21 protein-coding genes are annotated in these 20,244 nt (G+C 64.2%); 13 read left to right on the top strand and 8 right to left on the bottom strand.

The window, feature by feature from the left end; genetic code table 11:
* Positions 1-822 precede the first annotated feature (822 nt).
* On the top strand, positions 823-1,449 hold the full coding sequence (locus P0D89_RS02625; protein ID WP_408360457.1) for a hypothetical protein: 627 nt from the start codon (positions 823-825) through the stop codon (positions 1,447-1,449).
* A 279-nt stretch (positions 1,450-1,728) separates the two neighbouring features.
* Here P0D89_RS02625 and P0D89_RS02630 read toward each other — a convergent pair whose 3' ends face one another.
* Together P0D89_RS02630 and P0D89_RS02635 are read right to left on the bottom strand one after the other, a co-directional pair.
* Positions 1,729-2,274 (bottom strand): hypothetical protein, encoded by a 546-nt coding sequence (locus P0D89_RS02630; RefSeq protein ID WP_408360459.1) that lies wholly within the window; start codon positions 2,272-2,274, stop codon positions 1,729-1,731.
* 130 nt (positions 2,275-2,404) lie between these two features.
* A complete protein-coding gene (locus tag P0D89_RS02635; RefSeq protein WP_408360544.1) occupies positions 2,405-3,193 on the bottom strand; it encodes an IclR family transcriptional regulator in 789 nt (262 codons plus the stop codon).
* 265 nt (positions 3,194-3,458) lie between these two features.
* Here P0D89_RS02635 and P0D89_RS02640 point away from each other — a divergent pair, with 265 nt between their 5' ends.
* The 9 genes from P0D89_RS02640 (at position 3,459) to P0D89_RS02680 (ending at position 12,653) form a co-directional block, all read left to right on the top strand.
* Positions 3,459-4,508, top strand: coding sequence for a sugar ABC transporter substrate-binding protein (locus P0D89_RS02640; protein WP_408360461.1), 1,050 nt, complete (start codon positions 3,459-3,461; stop codon positions 4,506-4,508).
* A complete protein-coding gene (locus tag P0D89_RS02645) occupies positions 4,505-6,052 on the top strand; it encodes a sugar ABC transporter ATP-binding protein (protein ID WP_408360463.1) in 1,548 nt (515 codons plus the stop codon). Before P0D89_RS02640 ends, P0D89_RS02645 begins: the two co-directional genes overlap by 4 nt.
* Positions 6,042-7,097: an ABC transporter permease gene (locus P0D89_RS02650; RefSeq protein WP_408360465.1), complete on the top strand. Its 1,056-nt coding sequence runs from the start codon at positions 6,042-6,044 to the stop codon at positions 7,095-7,097. Before P0D89_RS02645 ends, P0D89_RS02650 begins: the two co-directional genes overlap by 11 nt.
* A 25-nt stretch (positions 7,098-7,122) precedes the next feature.
* Positions 7,123-7,449: a UxaA family hydrolase gene (locus tag P0D89_RS02655; protein ID WP_408360467.1), complete on the top strand. Its 327-nt coding sequence runs from the start codon at positions 7,123-7,125 to the stop codon at positions 7,447-7,449.
* A gap of 42 nt (positions 7,450-7,491) precedes the next feature.
* Positions 7,492-8,802 carry a UxaA family hydrolase gene (locus P0D89_RS02660; protein WP_408360469.1) on the top strand — a complete coding sequence of 437 codons (1,311 nt, stop codon included), beginning with the start codon at positions 7,492-7,494 and terminating at the stop codon, positions 8,800-8,802.
* Positions 8,803-9,068: 266 nt separating this feature from the next.
* A complete protein-coding gene (locus P0D89_RS02665; protein WP_408360471.1) occupies positions 9,069-10,109 on the top strand; it encodes an aldo/keto reductase in 1,041 nt (346 codons plus the stop codon).
* A gap of 7 nt (positions 10,110-10,116) precedes the next feature.
* Positions 10,117-10,947, top strand: coding sequence for an amidohydrolase family protein (locus P0D89_RS02670; protein WP_408360473.1), 831 nt, complete (start codon positions 10,117-10,119; stop codon positions 10,945-10,947).
* Between the two features lie 62 nt (positions 10,948-11,009).
* Positions 11,010-11,753: an SDR family oxidoreductase gene (locus tag P0D89_RS02675; protein WP_149670607.1), complete on the top strand. Its 744-nt coding sequence runs from the start codon at positions 11,010-11,012 to the stop codon at positions 11,751-11,753.
* A gap of 51 nt (positions 11,754-11,804) precedes the next feature.
* Positions 11,805-12,653, top strand: coding sequence for an ureidoglycolate lyase (locus tag P0D89_RS02680; protein ID WP_408360476.1), 849 nt, complete (start codon positions 11,805-11,807; stop codon positions 12,651-12,653).
* A 104-nt stretch (positions 12,654-12,757) separates the two neighbouring features.
* Here P0D89_RS02680 and P0D89_RS02685 read toward each other — a convergent pair whose 3' ends face one another.
* Genes P0D89_RS02685 through P0D89_RS02695 form a run of 3 tightly spaced genes read right to left on the bottom strand, consistent with a single transcriptional unit; the run spans position 12,758 to position 14,827 of the window.
* Positions 12,758-14,110: a pyridoxal phosphate-dependent decarboxylase family protein gene (locus P0D89_RS02685; RefSeq protein WP_408360477.1), complete on the bottom strand. Its 1,353-nt coding sequence runs from the start codon at positions 14,108-14,110 to the stop codon at positions 12,758-12,760.
* Between the two features lie 55 nt (positions 14,111-14,165).
* Complete coding sequence (locus P0D89_RS02690; RefSeq protein ID WP_408360479.1) at positions 14,166-14,333, bottom strand: hypothetical protein; 168 nt, start codon at positions 14,331-14,333, stop codon at positions 14,166-14,168.
* Positions 14,334-14,392: 59 nt separating this feature from the next.
* A complete protein-coding gene (locus P0D89_RS02695; RefSeq protein WP_408360481.1) occupies positions 14,393-14,827 on the bottom strand; it encodes a PaaI family thioesterase in 435 nt (144 codons plus the stop codon).
* A gap of 264 nt (positions 14,828-15,091) precedes the next feature.
* On the opposite strand from P0D89_RS02695, the gene P0D89_RS02700 reads away from it, so the two are divergent.
* The gene (locus tag P0D89_RS02700) at positions 15,092-16,699 is read left to right on the top strand and encodes a methyl-accepting chemotaxis protein (RefSeq protein WP_408360483.1); all 1,608 of its coding nucleotides are present in this window, start codon (positions 15,092-15,094) and stop codon (positions 16,697-16,699) included.
* Between the two features lie 127 nt (positions 16,700-16,826).
* Here the strand turns inward: P0D89_RS02700 and P0D89_RS02705 are convergent, their stop codons facing one another.
* A complete protein-coding gene (locus P0D89_RS02705; RefSeq protein ID WP_102632542.1) occupies positions 16,827-17,030 on the bottom strand; it encodes a cold-shock protein in 204 nt (67 codons plus the stop codon).
* Positions 17,031-17,259: 229 nt separating this feature from the next.
* On the opposite strand from P0D89_RS02705, the gene P0D89_RS02710 reads away from it, so the two are divergent.
* On the top strand, positions 17,260-17,535 hold the full coding sequence (locus P0D89_RS02710; protein WP_408360486.1) for a hypothetical protein: 276 nt from the start codon (positions 17,260-17,262) through the stop codon (positions 17,533-17,535).
* Positions 17,536-17,646: 111 nt separating this feature from the next.
* Here the strand turns inward: P0D89_RS02710 and P0D89_RS02715 are convergent, their stop codons facing one another.
* Entirely contained in the window at positions 17,647-17,970 is a 324-nt protein-coding gene (locus P0D89_RS02715) for an HNH endonuclease (RefSeq protein WP_408360488.1), read from the bottom strand.
* 54 nt (positions 17,971-18,024) lie between these two features.
* Entirely contained in the window at positions 18,025-19,134 is a 1,110-nt protein-coding gene (locus tag P0D89_RS02720) for an AGE family epimerase/isomerase (protein ID WP_408360547.1), read from the bottom strand.
* A 299-nt stretch (positions 19,135-19,433) separates the two neighbouring features.
* Here P0D89_RS02720 and P0D89_RS02725 point away from each other — a divergent pair, with 299 nt between their 5' ends.
* Positions 19,434-20,120 (top strand): MgtC/SapB family protein, encoded by a 687-nt coding sequence (locus P0D89_RS02725; RefSeq protein WP_408360490.1) that lies wholly within the window; start codon positions 19,434-19,436, stop codon positions 20,118-20,120.
* Positions 20,121-20,244: the final 124 nt, after the last annotated feature.

Genomic DNA, 20,244 nt, shown 5'->3' on the forward strand with positions numbered 1-20,244 from the left:
TGCAGTTGTGGAATTCGCGAGACCGACCGTCCGGACTTGCAAGCGCTGAGGGCAACTGTCGACTCTCTCTGCTCATGTGCAAGCAGCTTGGATCGGCCAGCCGTTCCCCTGAATCTGTCGGTGTGAATGCGGCCTGGGGAGGAAAATGCCCCTGAAAGACCTACACTGATATCCAATACGGTCAAATCGCGATGCTGGCCATCACCCCGGACAAAGATTCGATTGACTCCGAGAATGCATCCGCTGCCGCAGCCCTCTCGGGGGAATGTTCATGAAGACTCTGATAATACTGGCGGCGTGCATGATGCTGTCGGCGAACGCATTTGCGGAATGTGCGAAGAACGCCCGTGGCGAAACGGTCTGCGGCAACGGACAGACGGCCGGCGGTTACAACCGGAACACGGGTAAGGCCTGGACGTCCGAGACGAACCAGAATGGAGCGCGGACGACCCAGACCAGCCGAGGGGGCGAGGCAACGACGAAGAACGGTAAAGGCGTCGTTCACGGCCCAGGTGGGACCAACTGTTACCGGACCGCGAACAGTCACGGGTGCAATTGACCACGTATCGACACCCTTTGTCGCGTTCGCCTCGATGACCTGCGCGTTGCTGTTCGCGAATTTCGCCACCGCGCAGTAACGCCCGGTACTCGACGCCGTCACGCACAAAGCCGTGCAGAAGCACCCGCAACGCAGAACGAAATGCAGCGGCGGTTGAAGGCGCGCCGCGGGCAAGATGCTCTTGCCGGACAAAGCAGTGGTGAACGGGCCGCGCGCAACGCGTGCATCGCGAACAAGCACCTGATCGCATCAAGGGGACTGCCATGCCATTCCGATCGAAGACACGCATTTCCGTTACCCACCGCTGTATCTGCATTGTCGCGGCTTTCGGCTTGTCCGCCGCATGGGTTCCCGACTGCGGCGCGGACGACGCCGTCCCGCCGGCGACTGCGCAAGCCGTCCCGAGCGGCGCATCGGTCGACAGCGAGAGCGGTACCGTCAGTTTGATCGATCAGAGAAACGCGATCATCGTCGTGACCGTCCCGGGCCACGAGGACCTGAGCTTCAATGCGAAAGACCACCGGGATGCGCTCAGCTCCATCAAGATCGGCGACAAGCTCACGGCGAGCTATATGGAGCCCTATGTCACCGAACTGTCGGTCGTGAAGGGCGCACCGCTCACGCGCCTGAACCGCGCGGTCAAGCTGACCCAACATTCGCCGGGGTCTGGACAGGAGGAGTTTCAGGCGCTCAGAGTCTTCCAGGGTGTGGCCGAAGTCACCGCCGTCGACCACAAGCTGAACCTGCTGACAGTCGAGGACAAGGCAGGTACCGCGCATTCGGTCCGGGTCAGCCGCCCCGAACTCGTGAAGGTGATGCAGTCGCTCGCGCGCCATAGCCACGTGCGGATCGCGTATGAATCCGAGAGCACGGTGGTTGTCACGCGCTAGTGCGGCATCACCGTGACACATATGGCGGTACCGCAAATCCCCATGGTTTTGTGTCTCGTAGAGGTCAGCGGGCGCGGCGCTGGTCCGGCATCAACGGGTTTCTCTGCACGCGCTATGCGGCCTGTCGACGCTACGAGTCGCATTTTGACCGTGCTGATCGCGCCGCTTAAACCGCTGAGAGGCCTGACAGACCTCTCAGGCCGCAAGAAGCCCGAACGGCTTCTCGTTCCGCAAGAAGCCTGAACGGCGCCTCACGCCACAAAAAACCAAGCACCGACCTCAAGCCGCCAGCTTCGCCGCAGCCTCATCCACCTGCGCACGCGTCACCGCCAACTCCTCGAGCCATGCCTGCGCATACACCGCACCGGTCTCTCGCTCCAGGCGCGCAATCGTCATCGCGCAACGGCTCGCATCCTTCAGCGTCGCGATGAACGGCTTCACCGACTGGCCCGCCATGAACGCATCGAACAGCGGCACGCGAATATCGTCCGGCAGCGCACGCGTGGTCCACTGATACGGCTTGCCGTTGAACGTAAACGACGGCGGCAGCACGCGCTCTTTCTTCGCAGCCGGAATCAGGCCGTAAGTGCGCGCGGCCTCGCCGATCTGCTCCGGCGAAAACAGCTCGTCCGGGCTGATGTCGAATTGTTGGATGAAGGTTTCGATGCTTTGCATCGCCGCAGCGCGGTCGTCGCGGCGCTTTTGCGCGTGAGCGACGATGTCGCGCAGTTCGTCGGCTTCTTCAGGTGTGATCGTGAAGCCCGACTGCTTCTGCTGAAGTTCGGAAAAACGCTGGAATTCGGAATCGGTCAGAAGTTTCGCCATTGCTTATCGATGGGCGCGCATGAGCGAACTCATGCGGCGTAAATTTGAGAGGGCCGCCATTCTAAACCATGTGCGCAGGCGCTCGTTTTTGAACGGGCCGCCGCGCTAGCTAACTCTTCAGCCAGGCAGGTCAGGCTGCTTGCTCGCGGAACATCGACAGCGCCTGCACCGTCTCGCGCAGCAACGCGGTGGCCGCTTCGAGCGTCGGCGCGACGTATTCGTCGATACGCCGCAGGTACGGGCACGTAAGCACCGCAATCGCCTGGCCGGACGGCCCCTGGATCGGAAACGTGACGTCGGTCACGCCGAACGTCTGCTGGCTGTCCTTCTGCGAAAAACCCGCCGCACGAATCCGCTCGCACGCCTGCTCCAGCGCGTCACGGTCGATCGTGACCTCGCCCTTCACCTTCGTATGCTCGGCCAGCATCTGCTGACGCTGCTCGATGCTTTGAAACGCCAGCATCACGCGGCCCGAGCCCGTGTCGATCAAGCCGACCCGCGAGCCGAGCCGCACCGACATGCCCCACGTGCCCGGCCCGTCCACCTGGGCGATCACCAGCAGGTTGCCGCGGTCGTACACCACGAGGTGACACGACTGCTCGGCGGCATCGGCAAAGCGCTGCATCAGCGGCAGCGCTTCGGCGATCAGACGGTTCATCGGCGGATGACGATGCGCGAGCGCATACAGCTTCAGGCTCAGCGAATAGCGGTCACCTGCCGCCGAGCGCACCACGTACTGCCGCGCGACCAGACGCTGGAGCATCCGGTACATCTCGCTCGCATTGCGGCCCAGCAGCTTGGTGATTTCGGCGCGCGTCAGTCCTTCTTTCTGCTCGGCGAGCAGTTCGAGGATGTCGAGGCCTTTGTCGAGCGCGGGAGCCCGGTAACGGTCGTCGTCGTCTTTGTCTTCGGCTTCCATCGTCAGCTTGGGTCCATGTGGTTTTCTCATTATCTGGCGCGTGAATGTAAGTGCGTGGCGAATCTTCGGCAAGGAGAGAGTGGTCCAGGGAAAACACGGGGGCTTGATGCAGTGCGGATGACTTGACTTCAAAAAGTTCGTATATGAATAATACGTTCATTGGTGAATGAGCGCACGCCAATACTCGATAAGAAAGCGCAGGACGAAGTGCCGGCATCCATGACCGGTTCACGCAGTTCAACAACGCATAGCAGGAGACAACCCCATGTCGTTCGTTAAACGGCCGCACCCCGCCCACCGTCTGTTCCGTCGTTCCCTCTTCACTGTCGCGGCCGCTGCGTGCGTCGCAGGCGTCGCCGCGAGCGGCGCCGCGCAAGCCGCCGACGCCGGCAAGATCGGCCTCGATCTGCCGCTGCTCACGTCGCCCTTCTGGCAGTCGTACAACAACTACCTGCCGAAGTACGCGAAGGACATGAGCCTCGACATCCTCGCGCCGGTCAATTCGAACGGCGATCCGGTCCAGCAGATCACCGACATGAACAACCTGCTGAACCTCGGTTCGACGGGCATCGTGGTCGGGCCGCTGGATTCGGCGGCGATCAGCCGCGCGCTCGACGCCGCCGCGGCCAGGAACGTGCCCGTGGTCGCCGTGGACGTCGCGCCGACGCAGGGCAAGGTCGCGATGGTCGTGCGCGCCGACAACCACGCTTACGGCGACAAGGCGTGCAAATACATCGGCGAACACGTGAAGTCGGGCAAGGTCGTGCAGATCATGGGCGATCTGGCATCGGTGAACGGGCGCGACCGGTCAGAGGCGTTCCGCGCGTGTCTGAAGGGCTATCCGGGGTTGTCGCTGCTGGAAATTCCGGCGAGCTGGAAGGGCGAAGTGGCGGCCACTGCGCTCGACAGCCTGCTGACCGCGAATCCTGACGTGAAGGCGATCTACATGCAGGCAGGCGGCGTCTACCTGTCGCCGACGCTGCAAACCTTGCGCCGCAAGCAGATGCTGTTTCCCGCCGGCGATGCGAAGCATGTCGTGATCGTGAGCAATGACGGCATTCCTCAGGAGTTCGACGCGATCCGCCGTGGCGAGATCGACGCAACCGTGTCGCAGCCCGCCGATTCGTACGCGAAATACGGCCTGTTCTATATCAAGGCCGCGCTGGCCGGGCAAACCTTCAAGCCGGGCCCGACCGATCACGGCAGCAACATCATCCAGCTCGCGCCCGGCCTGCTCGAAGACCAGCTGCCCGCGCCGCTCGTGACGAAGTCGAACGTGGACGACAAAGCGTTGTGGGGCAACACGGTCAAATGAGCGAGCCGACGCCATCCGTGCCGCCGGTTGCAGACGAGGGACTCCCTCCGGTCGTGGAAGCGTTTGAAGTCACCAAACGCTTCGGCTCGACGCCCGCGCTGAAAGACGTGAGCATCCGCGTGATGCCCGGCGAGTCGCATGCGCTCGTCGGGCGCAACGGCGCGGGCAAGTCGACGCTGGTGTCGATACTCACCGGCCTGCGCAAGCCCGATACCGGCGAGGTGCGTTTCGGCGGCGTATCCGCGCCGTCGATCGCGGACCGCGACGCGTGGCGCGAGCGCGTCGCTTGCGTGTATCAGCACTCGACGATCATCCGCGACTTGAGCGTCGCGGAGAATCTGTTCATCAACCGGCAGCCGGTGCGCGGCGGCATGATCGATTGGCAAGCGATGCGCCGCGACGCGCGCGCGTTGCTCGACCACTGGAAGATCGACGTGCGCGAGGACACGCGCGCCGGCGATCTCACGGTGGAGGCGCGGCAACTGGTGGAGATCGCGCGGGCGCTGTCGTATGGCGCGCGCTTCATCATCCTCGACGAGCCGACCGCGCAACTCGACGGCGACGAGATCAAGCGCCTGTTCCGGCGCATCAGCGAGCTGCAGCGCGAAGGCGTGACCTTCCTGTTCATCTCGCATCATCTTCGGGAGGTCTATGAGATTTGCCAGGCGGTGACGGTGCTGCGCGACGCGCGGCATATCGTCAGCGCGCCGGTGTCCGCGCTGCCGCGCGAGCAGCTGATCGAAGCGATGACCGGCGAACGCGGCGGCCTCGCCGTCGCCGACGCGGCCGCGCGCGACGCGTTGCCCGCCGATACAGCAATCGCGCTGCAAGTCGACAACCTGGCCGGCTCCGATTACGAAGGCGTGTCGTTCAGCATCAAGCGCGGCGAAGTTGTCGGCTTGACGGGTGCGACGAGCAGTGGCCGCACCAGCGTCGCCGAAGCGATCGCCGGGTTGCGCGCTGCCAAACGCGGCGCGGTGCGCGTCGACGGCGTTGCGTTGCCGCCCGGCGACGTGCCTGCGGCGCTGGCGCACGGCATAGGCTGCGTGCCGAAGGACCGGCATCACGAAGGCCTGGTACTCACGCAATCGGTCGCGGAAAACGCGTCGATGACGATCGCACGGCTGCTCGGCAAGTTCGGCATCGCGCCGCCCGCGAAGAAGCACGCATTCGGCCAGAAGATGATCGACGCACTCGGCATCGTCGCGCAAGGTCCGGAACATGTCGTCTCGGGACTCTCGGGCGGCAATCAGCAGAAGGTGGTGATGGCGCGCGCGCTCGCCACCGACCCCAACGTGCTCGTGCTGATCGACCCTACCGCGGGCGTCGACGTGAAATCGAAAGAAGCGTTGCTCTCCGTCGTGGATCGCGTGCGCGAAGAAGGCAAGGCCGTGCTGGTCGTGTCCGGCGAGCTCGACGATCTGCGCACCTGTGACCGCGTGCTGGTCATGTTCCGTGGCCGTGTCGCGGCCGAATTCCCCGCGGGTTGGCAGGACCACGACCTGATCGCATCCGTTGAAGGAGTCAGTCTCCATGAAGAATAGTGTGCCCAGTCCCGCATTCAGCGCGGCGCAAGGCCAGGCGCAGCCGCAGCCCGCCGCATCGGCGCCGCGCGGCAAGCGCGCCCGCTTCGAACTCGCCCGCCTGCGCGATCTGGCGTTGCTGCCCGCGCTCGCATTGCTGATCGTCATCGGCGCGTTCGTCAGCCCGAGCTTTCTGACGCGGGCCAATCTGATCAGCGTGCTCGGCGCATCGGCGGCGCTCGCGCTGGTCGTGCTCGCGGAATCGCTGATCGTGCTGACCGGCAAGTTCGATTTGTCGCTCGAATCCACGGTCGGCATCGCGCCCGCCGTGGGCGCGATGCTGGTGATGCCGGCGGCGTCCGCAGGCTTCGGCATGCAATGGCCGGCGGCGGTCGGGCTGGTCGCCATCGTGGCGGTGGGCGCGATGATCGGGTTTATCAACGGCTTTCTGGTGGTGCGTTTGCGGCTGAACGCGTTCATCGTCACGCTCGCCATGCTGATCGTGTTGCGCGGCATGTTAGTTGGCGCAACCAAGGGCGGCACGCTGTTCGACATGCCGCCGTCGTTCTTCACGCTCGCCACCACCATCGTGTTCGGCTTGCCCTTGTCGGTATGGCTCGCGGCGGCGGCGTTCGCGATCGCCGCGTTCGTGTTGCGCTATCACCGCCTGGGCCGCGCGCTGTATGCGATCGGCGGCAATCCGGAAGCGGCGCGCGCGGCCGGGATTCGCGTCGAGCGCATCACGTGGGGCGTGTTCGTGCTCGGCAGCATGCTGGCGTCGCTGGGCGGGCTGATCGTGACTGGCTATGTTGGCGCGATCAACGCGAATCAGGGCAACGGCATGATCTTCACTGTGTTCGCGGCCGCGGTGATCGGCGGCATCTCGCTCGACGGCGGCAAGGGCACGATGCTCGGCGCGCTCTCTGGCGTGCTGCTGCTCGGCGTCGTGCAGAATCTGCTGACGCTCGCCCAGGTGCCGTCGTTCTGGATTCAGGCGATCTACGGCGCGATCATTCTCGGCTCGCTGATGGTGGCGCGCCTCGCGAGCGGCGAAGGCCAGAACTAAAGTTCACACATCACGGAGACCTCACTTGACCAACCGTCCATTGCAAACCGACCTGCGCCTGATCCTGCTCAGTCCTGCCGACAACTGCCTGATCGCGGCGGCGCGGCTCGATGCGGGCACGCAGATCGAGATCGAAGGCGAGCGCGTGACGCTGACCAAAACCATCGACCTCGGTCACAAGGTGGCGCGCCACGAACTCGCAAAAGACGACAAGGTGCTGCGCTACGGCGCGGTGATCGGCCACGTGACCGAAGCGGTCGCGCGCGGCGCGCATCTGCATACGCACAACCTCGAAAGCGACTACCTGCCGACCTATACGCACGACGCGGGCCACGAATTCGTCCACCACTGACAGGCGCACAATCACGCGGCCTCGTGCCGCGCTGGAACGATCATGACTGACACATCCGTACCAATCGCTGCGCGGCCGCCGATGCTGCAAGGCTATTTGCGCAGCGACGGCCGCAAAGGCATCCGCAATGTGGTTGCGGTGGCTTATCTGGTCGAATGCGCGCATCACGTGGCGCGCGAGATCGTCACGCAGTTTCGCGAGCCGCTCGACGCGTTCGACGACCCGGCCGCCGAACGCGAGCCGCCGGTGCATCTGATCGGCTTTCCCGGCTGCTATCCGAACGGCTATGCGGAAAAGATGCTGGAGCGGCTCACCACTCATCCGAACGTGGGCGCGGTGCTGTTCGTGTCGCTCGGCTGCGAGAGCATGAACAAGCACTATCTGGTGGACGTGGTGCGGGCGAGCGGCCGTCCCGTCGAAGTGCTGACGATTCAGGAAAAGGGCGGCACGCGCAGCACGATTCAATACGGCGTCGACTGGATTCGCGGCGCGCGCGCACAACTCGCCGCGCAGCGAAGAGTGCCGATGGCGCTGAGCGAACTGGTGATCGGCACGATTTGCGGCGGCTCGGACGGCACCAGCGGCATCACCGCGAACCCGGCCGTGGGCCGCGCGTTCGATCATCTGATCGACGCGGGTGCGAGCTGCATCTTCGAGGAAACCGGCGAACTGGTGGGCTGCGAATTCCATATGAAGACACGCGCGGCGCGGCCGGAACTCGGCGATGAGATCGTCGCGTGCGTCGCGAAGGCGGCGCGCTATTACTCGATTCTCGGGCACGGCAGCTTTGCGGTCGGCAACGCGGACGGCGGCCTCACCACGCAGGAAGAGAAATCGCTGGGCGCGTATGCGAAGAGCGGCGCGTCGCCGATCGTCGGCATCATCAAACCCGGTGACATTCCGCCGACCGGCGGTCTCTATCTGCTCGACGTGGTGCCGGACGGCGAACCGCGCTTCGGCTTTCCGAACATTAGCGACAACGCGGAGATCGGCGAGCTGATCGCGTGCGGCGCGCACGTGATCCTGTTCACGACCGGACGCGGCTCGGTGGTCGGCTCGGCGATCTCGCCGGTCATCAAGGTGTGCGCGAATCCGGCGACGTACCGCAACCTTGCCGGCGACATGGATGTCGACGCAGGCCGTATTCTCGAAGGCCGCGGCACGCTCGACGAAGTGGGGCGCGAAGTGTTCGAGCAAACGGTGGCGGTGTCGCGCGGCGCGGCGTCCAAATCGGAAACGCTTGGCCATCAGGAATTCATTCTGACCTACAAGACGTTCGAGCCAGTCGGGCCCGCATGCCTGCCGTCGAGCGGCGCGCGGGCGCGGCGGGTCGTCGCGATCGAATCGCAGTGAGTCGCGTCGGGTGGGGGCGTGCGCGCTCGTGTCTGGCAGGCTGCGGACGCGGTGGGCAAACCCCGTCGGCGCATGGTAAAAACGCAGATGGGATCGGAGTAAGAGCTTTGCATGGGCCCGGAGTAAGCGCTAAAGCGCTAACTCCGATCGACCGCTTTGCATGGGATCGGAGTAAGAGCTTTGCATGGGACCGGAGTAAGCGCTGAAGCGCTAACTCCGGCCGACAGCTAAAGCGCTAACTCCGATCGACAAAGGAGACGCGTTCAATGACGCCAACGATCGTTTCGAAGATCGCGCAGCGGCGCAGTATCGGCCGCAGCGCATTGCAGGTGAGCGGATTGGGTCTCGGCACGGCGCCCTTGGGCGGCCTGTACCGCGATCTGTCCGATGAAGAGGCTTTTGCAACCGTCGCCGCCGCATGGGACGCCGGCGTGCGCTACTTCGACACCGCGCCGCACTACGGCAACACGAAGGCCGAACATCGTCTGGGCGACGCATTGCGCCGCTATCCGCGTGGCGACTATGTGCTGTCCACCAAGGTGGGACGCCGCTTCGTGCCGCGCACCACACCGTTCGACGACCGCGAAGGCTGGCAAAACCCGCTGCCCTTCGAAGCGATCTACGACTACACGCACGACGGCATCATGCGTTCGTTCGAAGACAGTCAGCAGCGCATGGGCATCGTCGACATCGACATTCTGCTGGTGCACGACATTGGCCGGGTCACGCACGGCGACCAGCATCCCCACTATTGGCGGCAACTGACCGAAGGCGGCGGCTTCCGCGCGCTCGACCGCTTGCGCTCGGCGGGCGCGATCAAGGCAGTCGGCCTAGGCGTCAACGAAGGCGCGGTCATTCTCGACGCGATGGCCGAGTTCGATATTGATTGCGCGTTGCTCGCGGGCCGTTATACGCTCCTCGAGCAGAGCACGCTCGACGACCTGTTGCCGGCCTGCGAAGCGCGCGGCGTCAGCATTCTGTTAGGCGGCGCGTTCAACTCAGGCATTCTCGCGCGCGGCGTCGAGGGCGATCTGAAATTCAACTACGGCGCCGCGCCGCCCGAAGTGATCGAGCGTGTTGCGCGTCTTGAAGCAGTGTGCCGCGCGCATGGCGTGCCGCTGGCCGCCGCAGCATTGCAGTTTCCGTATGCGCATCCGGCGGTCGCCACCGTGCTGACCGGCGCGCGCAGTGCCGACGAAATGCGCGAGAACGTCGCGTCGTTCGGGCAGCCGATCCCCGCGGACCTGTGGTCCGCGTTGCGCGACGAAGGCCTGCTCGACGCACGCGCGCCCGCGCCAGAGGATTGATTCGACGATGTTGATCGATGCCCACCAGCACTACTGGGACCCCGCGCGGGGCGACTATGACTGGCTCACACCGGAACTGAAGATCCTCTATCGGCCGTTCGGCCCGGCGGATCTCAAGCCGTTGCGCGAAAGAGCGGGCATCGAGCGGACGGTGGTCGTGCAGGCGGCGCCGACCCTCGACGAAACACGCTACCTGCTGGACCTCGCGCGCAATGAGCCGTCGATTGCGGGCGTGGTCGGCTGGGTGCCCTTGCTGTTGCCCACGGCGCCGGAAGTGATCGAGGCGCTCGCGCGCGAGCCGAAGTTCAAGGGCGTGCGGCCGATGCTCCAGGATCTGCCGGACGATACATGGATCGCGAACCCCGATCTCGCACCGGCTATCGAAGCGCTGATCGCGCACGACCTGGCGTTCGACGCGTTGATTTACGCGCGGCACGTCGAGCATTTCGAAACCTTCGCCACGCGTTTTCCCGCACTGCGCATCGTCGTCGACCACGGCGCGAAGCCGCCGATCCGTAACGGCCGCGCGGGCTTCCAGACCTGGCTCGATGCGATCACGCGCCTCGCCGCTCTGCCGCAAGTGCATTGCAAGCTGTCGGGCCTCGTCACCGAAGCATCGCCTGGCTGGACTGAGGACACATTGCGGCCCTATGTCGAACATTTGCTGACGTCGTTCGGTCCGGCGCGCCTGATGTGGGGCAGCGACTGGCCCGTGCTCGACCTGAACGGCGACTATCTGCTCTGGCATTCGGTGGCGACCACCTTGCTCGCGTCGTTGAGCGACGCCGAGCGCGAAGCGGTTTTCGGCGACAACGCCGCCGCGTTTTACCGCCTTTGATTTCTGGAAGAGTCAGCAGGACACAAGCAGCCTATAAGCAGCCCATTCAAATGGAGTCGTAGATGACACAAAGACTGGCCGGCAAAACGGCCCTGATCACCGCGGCAGGACAAGGCATCGGTCTCGCCACCGCGGAACTCTTTGCACGCGAAGGCGCGCGCGTGATCGCCACGGACATTCGCATCGACGGACTGGCCGGCAAGCCGGTCGACGCGCGCAAGCTCGACGTGTGCGACAACGCGGCGATCCAGGCGCTGGCCGCGGAGATCGGCGCGATCGATGTGCTGTTCAACTGCGCGGGCTTCGTGCATGCCGGCTCGATTCTCGAATGTAGCGAGGAGGATTGGGATTTCGCGTTCGACCTGAATGCGAAGGCGATGTACCGTATGATCCGCGCGTTCCTGCCGGCGATGCTGGAGAAGGGGGGCGGCTCGATCATCAACATGTCGTCGGCGGCGTCGAGCGTGAAGGGCGTGCCGAACCGCTTTGCGTATGGCGCTTCGAAGGCCGCGGTGATCGGGCTGACCAAGGCCGTTGCCGCCGACTTCGTCACGCGTGGTGTACGCTGTAACGCGATCTGCCCGGGTACGGTCTCGTCGCCGTCGCTCGAACAGCGGATCGCCGCGCAGGCCCAGGCGCAAGGCGCGACGCTGGATGCCGTGCAAGCAGCCTTCGTCGCGCGTCAGCCGATGGGCCGCGTCGGCAAGCCCGAGGAGATCGCGGCGTTGGCGCTGTATCTCGCGTCCGACGAATCGTCGTTCACCACGGGCCAGGCGCATGTGATCGACGGCGGCTGGTCGAACTGACGCGCACCGATTTACGAACCGAACACCACTGAACGTAAGGGAAGTACAACGATGAAACTGCTTCGTTATGGGCCGAAAGGCCAGGAAAAGCCGGGCATGCTCGACGCGCAAGGCAAGATTCGCGATCTGTCGAAGGTGGTCGGCGATATCGACGGCGCCGCGCTGAGCGACGAAGGTCTCGCCAAACTGCGCGCGCTCGACCCGGCGTCGCTGCCGCTGGTCGAAGGCAATCCGCGCATGGGCCCGTGCGTCGGCAAGATCGGCAAGTTCATCTGCATCGGGCTGAATTACGCGGACCACGCGGCGGAATCGAATCTGCCGGTGCCGGCCGAGCCGGTCATCTTCAACAAGTGGACGAGCGCCATTTGCGGTCCGAACGACGACGTCGAAATTCCGCGCGGCTCGAAGAAGACCGATTGGGAAGTCGAACTGGGCGTGGTGATCGGCAAGCCGGCGAAATATATCGACGAAGCCAACGCGCTCGACTACGTCGCCGGTTACTGCGTGATCAACGACGTGTCGGAACGCGAATGGCAGATCGAACGCGGTGGCACGTGGGACAAGGGCAAGGGCTTCGACACGTTCGGCCCGATCGGCCCGTGGGTCGTCACGCGCGATGAAGTCGCCGATCCGCAGAATCTGAGCCTGTGGCTCGAAGTGGACGGCCATCGCTACCAGAACGGCAACACGAAGACGATGGTGTTCGGCGTCGCGAAACTGGTTTCGTATGTGTCGCAGTGCATGAGCCTGCAACCGGGCGACGTGATCTCGACCGGCACGCCGCCGGGTGTCGGCATGGGCGTGAAGCCGAATCCGGTGTTCCTGAAGCCGGGTCAGACGATCCGCCTCGGTATCGAAGGTCTCGGCGAGCAGACGCAGAAGACGTACGCGGCGGAGTAACGCAGCGGAGTCGATCTCGCGCTTCGTTAAACTGCATTGCCGATGTGAAAGGCCGTTCCCGCGCGATGCGGGAACGGCCTTGTTGTTTCCGGCGCCGCGATCTTTCAGGCGCGCTGTTGCGCGAGCAGCCGTGTGAGCAGATCGACGAGTCGATCGATGTGCTCGTCTTGCGTGCGCCACGAGGACACGCTGATGCGAAACGCGGGACGTCCTTGCCAGACCGTGCCGCCGAACCACGTTTCGCCGGATGCCTGGGCCGCTTCACGAATCGCGACGGTCTGCGCATCGGTCTTCGCGCGCACCAGCACCTGATTCAGCACGACGCGATTCAGCACTTCGAAACCCGCAACACGCAAGCCATCGGCGATTCGCGACGCCTGGGCGCAATGCCGGTCGACCATCTGTTGCACACCGCTGCGCCCAAGCGAGCGCAACGCGGCCCAGATCGGAACGCCGCGCGGACGACGCGAAAACTCCAGGGTCAGATTCTTCTGCGCGTCGTGGGCGCCGCTCATGTAGACCGCGTCGCTGTTCATCGTCGCCGACATCGCCTGCGCGTCGCGGCAGATCGCCATGGCGCCGTCGTAGGGCGTGTTGAGCCATTTATGGCCGTCGGTGGTCCAGCTGTCGGCGCCGTCGATGCCCTCCGTCAGCGCCCGCTTCGACGACGCCCGCGCCCACAGGCCGAACGCACCATCCACGTGGACCCATGCGCCTGCCGCTTTGGCGCGCGGTATCAAGGCGGCAAAGGGGTCGAACTCGCCGGTGTTCACTTCGCCCGCTTGCACGCAGAAGATTGTCATGTCGTCGAGCGGCGGCAACTGGGCGGGATCGATGCGGCCATGCTCGTCGACGGGCGCGGCGATCACGCGCTTCATGCCGAAGCCGAGCACACGCAACGCCTTCTTCACCGTGATGTGGGCCATCTCGGAGATCACGACGCGCAGCGGCGGCGCACCATCGAGACCGTCGTTGTCGAAATCCCAACCTTTGCGTTCCAGCAGCGCGCGCCGGGCCGCGGCAATGCAGACGAGCGTGCAAGCCGTCGCGCTGGTGCCGAAGCCTACCGCCGCTTCACGCGGCAGATCGAGCGCGTCGAGCACCCAGCGCGCTGCGATCTTCTCGATGGTCGCGGCGACCGGCGAGTGGTCGAAGGTGGATGCGCACTGGTCCCACGCGCCCATCAGGCGCTCGGCCGCCGCAGCCGCCGGCAGCACCGCGCCGATCACGAAGCCGTAATAGCGCGGATCGTTCGACGCCACGGTTGCTGGCGAACCGCTTTCGTCGAGCAGGCGCAGCACGTCGGCGGGGGCGTGGCCGTGCAGCGGCAACGCTTCGTCGAAGGCCGCGAGTTGCGCGAGCGCGGCCGCGTCCGGAAACACCCGGCGCGTGCCGATGCCGGCGAGGTAAGCGTGCGCACGCCGGTCCGCGTCGGCGGCGAGAGCGAGTTCGTCCATGGGGTTCCTTGGAGTGTCGAGCGATGGATGGCGCGGTGGACTGGAGATCGTGCGCTCAGAGATTGGCCAGGTCGTGGCCAAGCCTGTTCGATTCTGCGTCGATGCCTTTTTCCTCATGAAGCAAGGAAAGCAGCCGGTGCGCGGCACGAGTCCCGCGTCGGCCAGCATGCGCAGGCGGCGTGTGGTGGGCGGCGGCGCACACAATTCCCAGCTTTTCGATCACGAAAGCGCAGTCCACGCCGACCGTTTCGATATAGGCGTGATCTACCTGAAGCGATGTCGTCAACTCGCCGGTTCGTGCTCGCCGTTTTCGCTGATCCGGTTGACCGTGCCTTGCGCGACCGCGACCAGTCTTTCGCGGTTGCCTTCCATCACATACACGTTGCATTGGCAGGTCGCCTGGTGCCGCCCCGCGTAGACCACCTTCGCGCGGGCGATCAGCGTGCCGTTCATCACCGGGCGCAGATAGTTGATCTTGTATTCGCCGGTCACGACTTTCGGCCCGAGCGACATCGCCCCCGCGAACGTCAGCGCATTGTCGGCCAGGTAGCTGAGCACGCCGCCATGCACGAAGCCATGCTGCTGCCGCAGTTCGTCGCGGATCGGCAGGCTCAAGGTGAGCTCGCTGGTGCCCGTATGCATCAACTCTGCGCCTAACAGCATGCTGAACGGCTGGGCATGCAGTGCGCCGCGCGCCCGGTCGAGAAGGTCGGTCATCGTGATTCCTTCGGGCAAGGCCCGCGGTGGCATCCGCACGGTGTGCGTTGAAGTCCCTACCCACTCTAGGAAGCATGCATGCGCCGCGTCAAGGTGATTCGGAAAAATGTGTGCCGCGTTGTTACGCGAATCGATCTCAGTCATGACGTTGACCGATGAAACGCGCGGGTAAGCCGATTTTTGATGAAATTGATCTCAAGCTACGCGCGTCCCTGCCGTTAACCCTTATGCAATTCCCGTCATTCTTTGCTTTAGGTGTTCACGATGTTCAGCAAGATCAAGGTCGCGTCCGGCCTGTTGTGTGTTCTGGCCGCTTTCTGCGTATTCCAGCTTGTCACGGTGGGTCTCGGCTTCTGGTCGTTGACCCGCACCCATGACGACGTGGGCGATCTGTCGAACATTGCGTTGCAGCAGGTGGACGCGGTCAACGAGACCACCCTGCGGTTGATGGACGCGCGCATCAACCTGTCGCGCGCCGGCACGCGCATGGTGCGGGGCGGCGCGGAGCCGACGGACATCGTGCAGCACGCGCGCGAGCAACTGACGGCCGCCGACCAGTCGTTCGGCGCGTTCATGAGCGCGCAGAAGACCAGTGACGAAAACAGCGCGCGCGCCACGGCGCTTGCCGAGCGCTATAAAAAGCTGCACGACGCGCTCGCCGAACTCGTGCAGTTTCTCGACTCGAACAACATCCAGGCCTTCCTCGATCAGCCGACCCAGTCGCTCCAGGACGCCTACCTCGCCGAGTCGCACAACTTCGTGCGATTCGGCGAGGCCGCGAGCCGCGCGTCGCTCGATTCGATCGACGCCTGCATGGCGACGTTTCGTGTCGTCAGCGTCGTGATCCTGCTGATGCTTGTGGCCGGCACGCTCGCGGTCCACGCGGCGTTGCGCCGGGGCGTGGTGGCGCCGCTGGAGGAAGCGGGCCGCCACTTCGACCGGATCGCGCAAGGACGCCTCGACCAGCCGATCGCCGCGCGCGGCACCAACGAGATCGGCCGGTTGTTCTCGGGCCTCGCGAAAATGCAGGGGAGCGTCGCGCGCACTGTGCAGAGCGTGCGCGAATCCGCCGACTCGATCCACCTCGGCGCAGATGAAATCGCCACCGGCAACGCCGATCTGTCGGCGCGTACCGAAAACCAGGCGGCGTCGCTCGAAGAAACCGCGTCGAGCATGGAGGAGCTGACGGCGACCGTGCGCCAGAACGCCGATCACGCCCGCCAGGCCAACGCGCTTGCCGAGACCGCGCTCGAAGCGACGTCGCGCGGTAGCGACGTGGTCAACGAGGTGGTCGACAAGATGCGCGGTATTGCGCAAAGCTCGGACAAGATTGCCGAGATCATTTCGGTGATCGACGGCATTGCGTTCCAGACCAACATCCTCGCGCTGAACGCGGCCGTCGAGGCGGCGCGCGCGGGCGAGCAGGGTCGTGGTTTCGCGGTGGTGGCGGGCGAAGTGCGCGGGCTCGCGCAGCGCAGCGCGCAGTCGGCGAAGGAGATCAAGACCCTGATCAGCGAATCGGTCGCGGAGATTCAGGGCGGCTCGACGCTGGTCGAGCATGCCGGCGAAGCGATGAACAACGTGTCCACCTCCATTTCGCGCGTCACGCAGATGATGGCGGAAATCAGCGCGTCGTCGCTCGAGCAGAGCACGGGCATCGAGCAGGTCAACCAGGCGGTGGTGCAGATGGACGAGATGACGCAGCAGAATGCGGCGCTCGTCGAACAGGCTGCGGCGGCGGCGGCCTCGCTGCATCAGCAGACGCAGCAATTGAAACAGGCAGTTTCCGTGTTCGAAATTTCTGAAACTGTGTTGCGCACGCAACAACTCGATGAAATGCGCACGCCGGTTATGGAATTCTGCTCATCTTAAATGCGCGCGATTTAAGCCGGGCAGGCGCTTAAAAACAAGGCATTTGTCCAAAGAAAATGGCCCGCGAAAGCGGGCCATTTTGCATCAGACGCAAGCGCCTAAGGGTGCCTCAAAGTACCTTGGGTACTTAGGCCGGCTGGATGTTTGCAGCCTGCTTGCCCTTCGGGCCTTGCTTAACTTCGAACGACACTTTCTGGTTTTCCTGCAGGGACTTGAAGCCGCTGCCTTGAACTTCCGAAAAGTGTGCGAACAGGTCTTCGCCGCCGTCGTCCGGCGTGATGAAGCCAAAGCCCTTTGCATCGTTAAACCACTTCACAGTACCTGTTGCCATGTTTGATCCAGTAAATGTTGTGTGTTGCATTCGCGACCGCTATTTCTCAACACGAGATCGAGCGCGAAGGGAGAGTTGTATCACGTCTTTATGGCGGACGCCAACCAAGCCGTATGGGGGTATTCCCCCGTTCCGGCCTTTTTGGGTCCTCCGCGAGCGTTTGGAAGCATTTGAAAGAGCGGTCCGCCTGGTAGGGTAAACTGCTTGTATTACTTTTCCAGGAAAAACATTGACACATTATCTGCAAGAAGAACTCACGTCGTTCTGGAGTCGTTTGACCCCCTATTTCGCGATATTGGAGTCTAAATCCCCTCAAGAAGGCGCCCCGGACCCGGTCGGCCGAATTACCGTCGATACCGAAGACCGCCAGGCTTTTGCCCTTCACACCACCGATCGGAAGCCGCACGGCGATACATCGGACATTCCCACCGGACAAAGCGCAACTTATATGCGTTTTAAATCTTCCGACGCCGGTTGGGGACTCTGGCAGCGCGAAGCGTATTGATCGACCGGGTGGTCGGCTTTTGATGCCGGCTCTTGATTGCGAGACCGTCGGCAGCGTTCGGCGGGACTTGCGACTGGTCGCGTTGTCTACCATTTCCTCGACATTCGGCCCTCAGCCTTTCCTCGCGCTGCGGCGGCTTCGCTCGTAAAAATCAATCGGCTTGGTGCGAACCCAGCGCACGAAGGTGCGGACCGCCTCGTCGGTCAGCAGCGCTTCGACCGTCGAATAGCGCTGTGCCAATTCGTTTTCCGAAAACAGCGCGTGGAGCTGGCGGTGGCAGATGCGGTGCAACGCGGCGACGTCCGTACCACCTTTGGTTTTCGGCATCCAGTGGTGCAAGTCGCGCTGGCTCGCCGGAATCGGCCGGCCGCATAGCGGGCAGATTTCTTCCGCGGGCGGTGGTCGATACCACGGTTCGGCGAGTTTCTTGGCCATGGCCGGGACAGGCGATCGTACAGTCAGACGCGCTGCGTGGCGGCGCGAAGCCGCTCAGGCCGGCAACGCGGCGTAAGCGGTGGCGAGGTGATAGGGCGTGGTGGACGGCATGTCGGCGCGCGCCACGTCGCCGGCTGGCGCCTTGCACTCGAACCAGCCTTGCGGATGCAGAAAGCGTTGCTGGAACAGTACGATTTGACGGGGCAGCGCCGCGCGCACGGCCGGGTCGTCCTGACAGGCCAACGCGCGCAGATATTCCGTTTGCGCCCAGATTCGCTGCGTCGCGTCCTTGATCGCGCCGGTTTCGTCGAGCGATGCGCAAACGCCACCGCTTGCCCGGTCCACGCCGTGCTGCTGCGCAAACGCGAACGCGCGCGCCATTGCTTCTTTCAGGCCCGTGCCGTCGAACAGATCGCCCGCCTGCCTGACCAGCCAGAACCACTCGAACTGATGCCCCGGCTCCAGACGGTTGTCGCTCGCGCCAATCGGCAATTCGGCGATGCAGCCGGTCGGCGCATGCACGAAGTGATGTGCGACACCGCCGGCCAGCCGGCGCAATGCCGCCCCGAACACGTTGTCGCGGGTCGCTTCGCAGGCGGCCAGCCAGGCCTCGGTCAGATGCATCAGCGGATTCTGGACCGGTGTGCCGGTGACACGGCCGAAGTCCGCCGTAAGCGCGGCGTTGAACAGATCGCCGTCGGCCGCGAAGTTCGACTGGATCAGCGCCGACGTGTTGTGCACGAGCTTCAGCGCATCGCGGTCGCCGGAACGCTGCCCGTATTCCGCGCACGCGAACATGACGAACGCATGCGTGTACAGGTCTTTGGTGGTGTCGAGCGGCGCGCCTTGCGCGTCCACGCTGTAGAACCAACCGCCGTGGAGTGTGTCCTGAAAGGTATGCCTGAGCGAATCGAACAATACTTTTGCATGCTCCGTGTCGCCGGCTTGCGCGAACACGAACAGCTGCCGCGCGCAGGCCATCGTCCGGTAGCGCTCGGCGGGCAGCGGGGCGTGGTCCTCTGCGCTGACCGCTTCGTAGGGCAGCTTCAGCGCGGTGTTGAAGCCCGGCCCGCGCCAGATGGGCAGCACTACGCCCGTGAAGTGATCGCGCAGTGCGGTGGCGAGAGCGATCGTCGAAGCGGCGGCAGGGTTCATGCTCGGCATAGTCAGGTTGGTCAAAAGCGGGAGTCGCAAAGCGTCCAGCGACCCGGTTCGCAGCCTGCGCCGTAACGCGGCTCCACGGCACGGAGCGGCGCAGCCGCGGTCAAACGCGCTGGACAGCAGCGGATGCTAACCGGTTTGCACGCGGACGGCGTCGCCGTTCGCACGGGCATGCGCGCCGCAACTGTCGACGCAATCGGCGCGGCGGCGTGCGGCTTAGCATAAAGCAAACGACCCCTGCTGACACGCCTGCGCACATGTGGAACGCGCTTCAAATAATTACCGACAAGGAGGAAAAAACAATGCTGGGGAATGTCGAACTCATCTCCCGTCTGGTGCTGGCCGCGGCGCTCGGCAGTGTCATCGGCTTTGAGCGCGAACGGCTCTCGTGGGCGGCGGGGCTGCGCACGCACATGCTGGTCTGCGTCGGCTCGGCGCTCATCATGATCGTGTCGGCTTATGGTTTCGCCGAAGTGCTGACCGGCGATCACGTCGTGCTCGATCCGTCGCGGATGGCCGCTCAGGTGGTGTCCGGCATCGGCTTTCTCGGCGCGGGCTCGATCCTGCTGCGCGGCGAGATCGTGCGTGGGCTGACCACGGCGGCAAGCCTGTGGTCGGTCGCCGCGATCGGCCTCGCGGTCGGCGGCGGACTGTACGCGGCGTCGATCGCGGCGACCATCATCATTCTGATCATCCTCGCCGGCATCAAGCCGCTAGAACGGCGCTTCATCACGGTCAAGCAACGGCGCCAACTGACGATGACCGTCGAGCGCGGCAGCGTGACGTTTCACTCGCTGCACGACGAACTCGGCGCCGCGAGTCCGCGCGTCAAGCAATTCGTGATGCAGCAAAGCGACGACTCGCCCGAGTGCGACGAAGTCCTGCTGACCTTGCATCGCGTGTCGAACACGGAATACGAGGCGATCTGCGCGCGCTTGCGTCAACTGCACGGCGTCAAGCAGTTCCGGCAGGACGAGGTGACGTCTTAAAAAGGGAAAATCCGCGGCGAATGCCTTCGGCGTGTGCGGGCGACCATGCGACAATGCGGTCTCGAAAAATTCCAACGGCATTGACGAGCGGAGCTCGGCGCCCGCTTTGCGGCGACGACCGCTT

It is taken from the genome of Paraburkholderia sp. RL18-085-BIA-A (assembly GCF_046027075.1).
Taxonomy (GTDB): domain Bacteria; phylum Pseudomonadota; class Gammaproteobacteria; order Burkholderiales; family Burkholderiaceae; genus Paraburkholderia.